A 7,111-nucleotide genomic window follows, 5' to 3' on the forward strand; every position below is an offset into this window, starting at 1 on the left:
AAGATCGGAGACACCCCCCAATGAGTATGCAACTACAGAACATGCTGATCGCGGTCGTCATGCTCGGCTTTGCCGGCATGGAGTTTGTTACGCGCCGCTACCAGACGAGCGTCAACGCCACCCAGGACGACACCAGGCTGGAACTGGCCATGTTCCTGAGCCTGATCGCCATCACGCAGCCCCTGGTCCTGCTCGTCACGGGCGAGCTTTGCGCCTGGCTCATGCCGGAGCAGCGAGGGGCGTGGGCGAACCTGCCGTGGTGGGCCATGGCCGCGATCCTGCTGGTTTGCGACGACATGACCCAGTACTGGTGGCACCGCATATCGCATTCGCCGCTGCTGTGGCCCTTGCACCGCGCGCACCATACCGCGCAGTACATGAGCATCCGCGTGACGTACCGCAACAACTTCTTCTACTACCTGATGATGCCGGGGCTGTGGATTGCCGGTGTCCTGCTCTACCTGGGCTTTGCCAAGGTCTATGGTGCGTACCTTGTCATCAAGCTGACGGTGATCCTTGGGGCGCACAGCGCATGGCGCTGGGACGAGCCCTTGTACCGGATCCGCGCATTGCGCCCGCTGATGTGGATCCTGGAGCGGACCATCTCGACGCCTGCCACGCACTGGGCGCACCACGCGATCACCAACGACGATGGGATCGGGCATTACAAGGGCAACTTCGGCAATCTCCTGTTTTTCTGGGACATCCTCTTCGGCTCGGCGCACATCACGCGCAAATACCCAGCGGGGATTGGCTTGCAGGACGACCGGCTGTTCGGGCAGGAGCGCTGGTACATCCAGATGTTCTACCCACTGGTCCAGTCGCGTCGAGAGCATTCGGCGCTGCGCTTCGGGGGGCGCGCTTATGTGGAACCGGAAGCGGACGCCGATGCGGCCCCGCAAGGCACGGAACAGCGGAGGTCGGCATGAACGACCGCACGCTGACAGAGCAACTGGCTGAGCAAGCCATCGTTAGCGCCCGCATGGAGTCGGTGTTCGAGGCACAACGCCACGCCTTCCTGCAAAACCCCTGCCCCGATGCCGGGCAGCGGCGCCAGCACCTGCGCGCGCTCAAGAGGCAACTCCTGCGATACCAGGACGTGCTCGCCGAGGCGATCGACCGGGATTTCGGCGAGCGTTCCCTCGCGGAAACAAAGATGCTGGAAGTGCTGCCGACCACGCTGGAGATCAATCACGCGATCTCGCATGTGCGCCGCTGGATGCGTGCAAGCCGCCGCCGGCCGGAACTGCTTTTTGCCAGCAACAGCCTGCGCGTGACTTACCAGCCCAAGGGCGTCGTCGGCGTGATTGCCACCTGGAATTTCCCGGTCTACCTGTCGCTGGGGCCGCTGGTGGCGGCGCTGGCAGCGGGCAACCGCGTCATGATCAAGATGCCGGAGACCACGCCGGCAACCAACGCCACGCTCAGGCAGATGTTGGGCGAGGTCTTCGCCGAAGACCACGTGGCGCTGGTCGGCGGCGAACTCGCGGACCCAGGCGCCTTCACCGCCCTGCCATTCAACCATATCGTCTTCACCGGTTCGCCGGCGGTGGGCCGTATCGTCATGGGCCAGGCAGCGCGCAATCTCACACCGGTCACGCTGGAGCTGGGCGGCAAGTCGCCCGCGATCGTCCTGCGCGACTATCCGGTGCGCGAGGCCGCCCGGCGCATCGCGCATGGCAAGGGCATCAACTGCGGACAGGTCTGCGTGGCTCCCGACTACGCGCTGGTGCCACGCGAGCGCGTGGACGAATTCGTCAAGGCGGTGGTCCACAGCTTCGGCGAACTCTACGGCAAGCGTACCGCGCGGAACGCGGATTACACGGCGCTGGCCAGCGACCGCCACGCTGCGCGCATCAAGGACATGCTGGAGGATGCGCGCGCCAAGGGCGCGACGGTGATCCCCTGCGGCGAGATCGGCCCCGGACGCCGCTTGCCGCTGCATGTGGTGACGAACTGCACACCGGATATGACGCTGATGCGCGAAGAGATCTTCGGGCCCGTCCTTCCGGTGGTGCCCTACGACACGCACGAGCAGGCCATCGAAATGGTGCAGCGGCAAGCGCGCCCGCTGGCTTTGTATTGCTTCAGCCATGACGCGTCCGAGCGCGGCAAGCTGCTCGCGCGCACGCATTCGGGCGGTGTCACGATCAATGACTGGGCGTGGCATGTGGTCAACCACGACGCCCCCTTCGGGGGCGTGGGCCAGTCAGGCATGGGCAATTATCACGGTGAAGAGGGCTTTCGCGAGTTGTCGCATGCGCGCACGGTATTCAAGCGGCATCGCTTCTTTCCCATCGCGCTGTTTTATCCGCCCTACGGGAACCTGGCGCAGCGCCTGACATTGAAGCTGTTTGCGGGCCACGGCGATCCGGCGGTGAAGAAGCCGTTCTGAGCGACCCAGTGAGAAACCGGAGCGGCGGCCACGCGCAAGCGATTTGGCCGCCGCGTAACGCGAGGTCGCCGGCGTCCCTGCGAACCGCCTCCCAGACGGGTCTCCGGACGCCTGCAGGCACGCCATCTTCCTCACAGGAAAGTCTCAAGAATATCCGTCGACGACCGCGCTCCCAGCGCGCTGAAGTTGGCTTTCAGCCAGCTATCGGCGCGCTCGCGCCCCAGCGTGTAGAGCTCGCGCAAGAAGTGCCAGTCAGCGTTGAATTTGCTCGATACCCCAAGCCGGGCCATCTCGGTCTCGGCATCGATGTTATGGATGAACATGCGCCGGTATTGCGCCGGATCCAGCGCGCCTTCGTCGATCAGCCGGGAGACGAACTCAATCGCGCGCATTTCCCGCATCAGCGACGAGTTGAAACTCAGCGTATTGACGCGGTCGAGGATTTCGCGTGCCGTAGTCGGCACATCGGGAATGCGGATCGGATTAATGCGGATGATCAGTACATCGCGGCTGTCGGTCTCGTAGATCAGCGGGTAGATGGGCGGGTTGCCCATGTAGCCGCCGTCCCAGTAATACTCCCCTTCGATCTCCACAGCCTGGAACAAGCTGGGCAGGCAACTCGACGCCAGCACCGCCTGGATGCCGATCTCGTGATTGGTGAACACCCGCATGCGGCCGCTCAATACATTGGTGGCGCACAGGAAGAGCCTGGGGCTGCGGCAGTTGCGCAAGATATCGAAATCGATCATCTTGACCAGCATGTCGCGCAGCGGGTTCAGATTGGACGGATTGAGCTGGTACGGAGAAAAAAAACGGGTGATATGGTCAAACAGCAGCCACCCGGGCGACAGGTTCAACCGGTCGAGCCCCAGCATCCGGTCGAACCAGGTGGGTTGCAGAGGACTCATTCGCGCGCATTCGGCGACGCCGCGCCACAACGCTTCAAGCATTTGGCGCGCCCCCTCGCGCCCGCCGCTGACAATGCCGTAGGCAAGCACGGTGGCATTGACCGCGCCGGCGCTGGTACCGCTGATGCCGTCGACCTCGATGCGGCCGTCTTCCAGCAGGCGGTCGAGCACGCCCCAACTGAACGCCCCGTGGCTGCCGCCGCCCTGCAGCGCAATATTGATGCGGCGAACCGGGGAGGATGGCGTCTGGTTGCCGCTGCCCTCCTCCGTTGCCCGGCGGCCTGGCGCCGTTCGCGGGGTCGAACGCCGGGCTCCGCTCACTGTTGCTCTGGCACGCTGGGACATGGAGGTCTCCTCGATCGATGGCGTCTGCGGCTCAATGCGGCGCCGGCCGGCCAAGCCGCCACGTCAGGTTGCGACGGGCGCGGGCTTCGCAGCGGGCCTGGAATAATTCCGTGTAATAGATGCGGGGACGGGCCAGCAGCGCATCCAGCACAGCCCGTTCGCGGGCGTCATAGACCAGATCGTCGAGATCGGGACGCTCGGCCCGCAGGCGCGCCCCGTCCTGACGAAAGCGCGTGCGTCCGCCCCCGAGAACCGCGAGGTCGATATCGACGGCAAAGGCGCAATCCGGGTCGGCCGGCACTGCGGTGTGCGTGGTCGCCAGGATCATGTCGGCAATGCGCCCCGCCGCCGGGATGCCATCCCCCGCCCAGCGCAGGAACCACTCGGCGCTGCGCTGCTCGTTGTCCCTGGCGCCGGGAATGAAGATCACGTCATGGCACCACAGCGCCAGTTCCACGGCGTCGGGATCGGGGACCGCGCCACGCGCCCAATCGAGATCGCGCAGGCAGCGGCGGATGTGCCGCAGGGTGTGATAGTGGCGCGCCGGTTCGGCGTAATGCAGCACCAGGTCGGCATGGACGGCTTCGGCGTGGATGCCGCCACTGCGCGACCACAGCGCCAGGAAACGCGCTTGCATCTCGTCCATTTCACCTCCCTGACACCAAGGAGCCACCAACCGGGTCGCATCCGGGTCGCATCCGGGTCACGTGCCGGAACCCTCCGGCCAGCCCGAGTATGCGCTCCGTTAAGGCCGATTAGGCGGTGGCGGGCCGGCACCAGCGTACGCGGCCGCACTATTGCGAGAAATCCCGTCTATGCAGGTTGGGCAAGCCCGGTGACGGTGCCTAGAATGCCAAAGGTGGAAGCTCGCGATTTGCGGACAAACGCTTTGACGGCCAGCTGATCGACCGAACGGATTGAGATGCATATGGACCGAGAACCGAAACCTGAGGCGTCCGATGGCTCGGTGATGTTCGCGGACGTCAGTGGCAGCACAAGGCTATATGAATTGGCCGGCGATACGGTTGCCTTCGGTGCCATCGGCCGCTGTATCTCTGTCATGAAGTCCTGCTCCGGCGCATCCCAGGGCCGGGTCGTCAAGACGATCGGAGACGAGGTCATGGTGCTGTTTCCCTCGGCCGAACAGGCGATGCAGGCGGCACTCGACATGCAAGTGGCTGTTTCTCAACTTCCTCCCATCGCCAGTGTTCCCATGTCGGTCCATATCGGCTTTCACCATGGACCGGTCTTGTCAGACGAATCGGGCGACGTATTTGGTGACACCGTGAATCTCGCGGCTCGCCTGACGAAGCTCGCGTCACGCGGCCAGATCATCACCAGCAAGGATGCGGTGGAACACCTGTCTGCAAGGCTGCGCCAGATGACGCGCTACCTGTATCCGATCCAGGTGYGCGGCAAGGAACCGCCAGTCGAGTTGTTCGAAGCAATATGGGAGCAGAACGCCGACATGACCGTCATGGCCAACGCAAGTCCGCGCTCGCTGCGCTCCGCGCTGCTCACGCTAAGGTACCGGGAGACGCTGCTCGAAATGAACGCCGCATCCCTGCCGGTGACCATCGGCCGTGATAGTGGCATGAGCATTGTCGTTTCGGACCGGCAAGCGTCGAGATTCCAGGCCACGGTCGAGTCTCGCGCGGGCAGATATGTGCTGATCGACAGCAGCTCGAATGGCACGCACGTCACCATCGATGGCGAAGATGAGTTCGTTCTGCGCCGCGACGAAGTCACGCTCAGGGGCCATGGCTGGATTACGTTTGGCCAGTCGATGGAATATGCGGGTGAGCGGGTCGAGTTCTTTTTGTACGTCGAAGGGCGTGGATGAGAATGCAAGGCCAACGGCATGCATCCTGTCGGTGATGCCGCTTTGGGGGCAGATCAGCTCTACTGCGCCTTCTTTCGTTTGGTCCGGTAGCGCATCTTGCCGTTCTCCAGGTCTCCGGACGTCGTCACCAGCCATTTCCCGTCTGCCGACAAGCTCTCGTCCCATTCGGCAACCAGTGTCAGCTTCCCGTCGATATAGCGAAAAGTCTGAGCGGAGTGACTGCAGCAACTACCACGCTGTGCCGACATCACCGTATGGCGACTGGCGTCAATGGATATCTGCGGCAAATTGGACAACTCCTCGTTATGGACGAATTGCCGCGCAACCGGATCGAACAGAAAGAAGTGCGTGGTGTTGTTTGGACCTGCGCCACCCGACATGCCGAAGATGCTTATGTCCGGGTGGCCATCGAAATTGGCGTCGACGACTTGCAGGAATTCCTTGTCGGCGGTTTGTCCCTCTGAATCGAAGTCGCGAAGGACCTGCAGGCGCCGACCGGTTCTTCGGTCCAGCACCTCGATGGCCACCGGCACTGCAGCCTCTGGCGCGTCATTATCAGGACGAAAGGCGACGCGAAAGCGAAAGTCCTTTGTGCTGGCCTTCTGCTCAACCCACTTCAGTTCGAACAAATCATCCCGGTCGATCCAGCCATGGAAAGCCGATCCGTCCCGATGGACATGCTCGACTTCGTACCAATCCCGTCTGCTGGCAAGAACGGCGACAAAGCTCCCGGCGTCCAGGCTGGCAACTGGCGACGCACGATCTGCCTGCGCGAAGACTGGCACCGCCTTTTCGAGGTAGAGGATGTCGCCATAGGTGCGCGGCGTCACCAGTTTGAAGCGATCGGCATAGTATGTCGTTTCATAGTGGTGGATTGCCCGGCCGTAAGCCGCCGGTTCGCAGACGCCGAGCGCGCAAGCACCGACTTCGTCTGGGGTGGGTCGACGATTGGGCGGAACTGCCTCGCTGCGCTTGAATGCTCTCCTGGGCTGCCAGGCGACCGTAAATGCTGAATCGCTCCCCCTTAGCATGGCTTCGCCGGTGCCGATATTGGTTCGGCAAAATGGCTGGGACTTTGAGTAGTCGTTCCAAGCCGGAAACGCATAGGCGACGCAAAGCCTGTTGGCACCATTGATGTCGGTGCGGTAATTCTGATCGACAAGGAAGATCAGCTTGTTTCGATGGGAATCGGACTCATACGAAACCACGGCATATGTCGCATCCGCTGCTGCGGGAATGGCATGTTCGAAGTGCTCGACATCCTCTTCGCCGGGCCTTCCTTGCAACCTTTGTGCCGCACTCAGGTTGGAACCGGCTTCGAGTCGATAGATACCTGGCACCAGGAAATCGGAGGCAAAGACGGGACTCATCTTTGCCGCGGCCAGGACGAAGACGAGGCAGGCGATTCTCATAGCAAGCGTCAAGCAGGTTGGATTGGGGACTGGTCGCAACGTCCAGGCCAGCGGTTCATCATAATCGCCGCCGCAAAAGCAAAACCCCCCAGTACTTTCGTACTGGGGGGTTTCAAGGGAGAGCCTGGCGATTACCTACTTTCACACGGGTATCCGCACTATCATCGGCGTGGAGTCGTTTCACGGTCCTGTTCGGGATGGGAAGGGG

The 7,111-nt window shown here is 62.7% G+C and carries 6 protein-coding genes and 1 rRNA gene; 3 read left to right on the plus strand and 4 right to left on the minus strand.

Annotated elements, in window-relative coordinates:
- Nucleotides 1-20 precede the first annotated feature (20 nt).
- Both AC1DKD_RS15550 and AC1DKD_RS15555 read left to right on the plus strand, forming a co-directional pair.
- Nucleotides 21-929 carry a sterol desaturase family protein gene (locus AC1DKD_RS15550; protein WP_441629632.1) on the plus strand — a complete coding sequence of 303 codons (909 nt, stop codon included), beginning with the start codon at nt 21-23 and terminating at the stop codon, nt 927-929.
- Nucleotides 926-2,395, plus strand: coding sequence for a coniferyl aldehyde dehydrogenase (locus AC1DKD_RS15555; protein WP_441629631.1), 1,470 nt, complete (start codon nt 926-928; stop codon nt 2,393-2,395). Before AC1DKD_RS15550 ends, AC1DKD_RS15555 begins: the two co-directional genes overlap by 4 nt.
- Nucleotides 2,396-2,526: 131 nt before the next feature.
- Here AC1DKD_RS15555 and AC1DKD_RS15560 read toward each other — a convergent pair whose 3' ends face one another.
- Nucleotides 2,527-3,648, minus strand: coding sequence for a patatin-like phospholipase family protein (locus tag AC1DKD_RS15560; RefSeq protein ID WP_441629630.1), 1,122 nt, complete (start codon nt 3,646-3,648; stop codon nt 2,527-2,529).
- 31 nt (nt 3,649-3,679) lie between these two features.
- Entirely contained in the window at nt 3,680-4,294 is a 615-nt protein-coding gene (locus AC1DKD_RS15565; protein WP_441629629.1) for an HD domain-containing protein, read from the minus strand.
- A 282-nt stretch (nt 4,295-4,576) separates the two neighbouring features.
- Between AC1DKD_RS15565 and AC1DKD_RS15570 the strand changes: the two genes are divergently transcribed.
- Nucleotides 4,577-5,491 (plus strand): adenylate/guanylate cyclase domain-containing protein, encoded by a 915-nt coding sequence (locus AC1DKD_RS15570; RefSeq protein WP_477143428.1) that lies wholly within the window; start codon nt 4,577-4,579, stop codon nt 5,489-5,491.
- Nucleotides 5,492-5,550: 59 nt separating this feature from the next.
- Here AC1DKD_RS15570 and AC1DKD_RS15575 read toward each other — a convergent pair whose 3' ends face one another.
- Both AC1DKD_RS15575 and rrf read right to left on the minus strand, forming a co-directional pair.
- Nucleotides 5,551-6,903, minus strand: coding sequence for an XAC2610-related protein (locus AC1DKD_RS15575; protein WP_477111832.1), 1,353 nt, complete (start codon nt 6,901-6,903; stop codon nt 5,551-5,553).
- A 122-nt stretch (nt 6,904-7,025) separates the two neighbouring features.
- Nucleotides 7,026-7,111: ribosomal RNA gene (gene rrf, locus AC1DKD_RS15580) — 5S ribosomal RNA — on the minus strand; the annotation flags it as partial.

The organism is Cupriavidus sp. 05T313 (assembly GCF_056396665.1).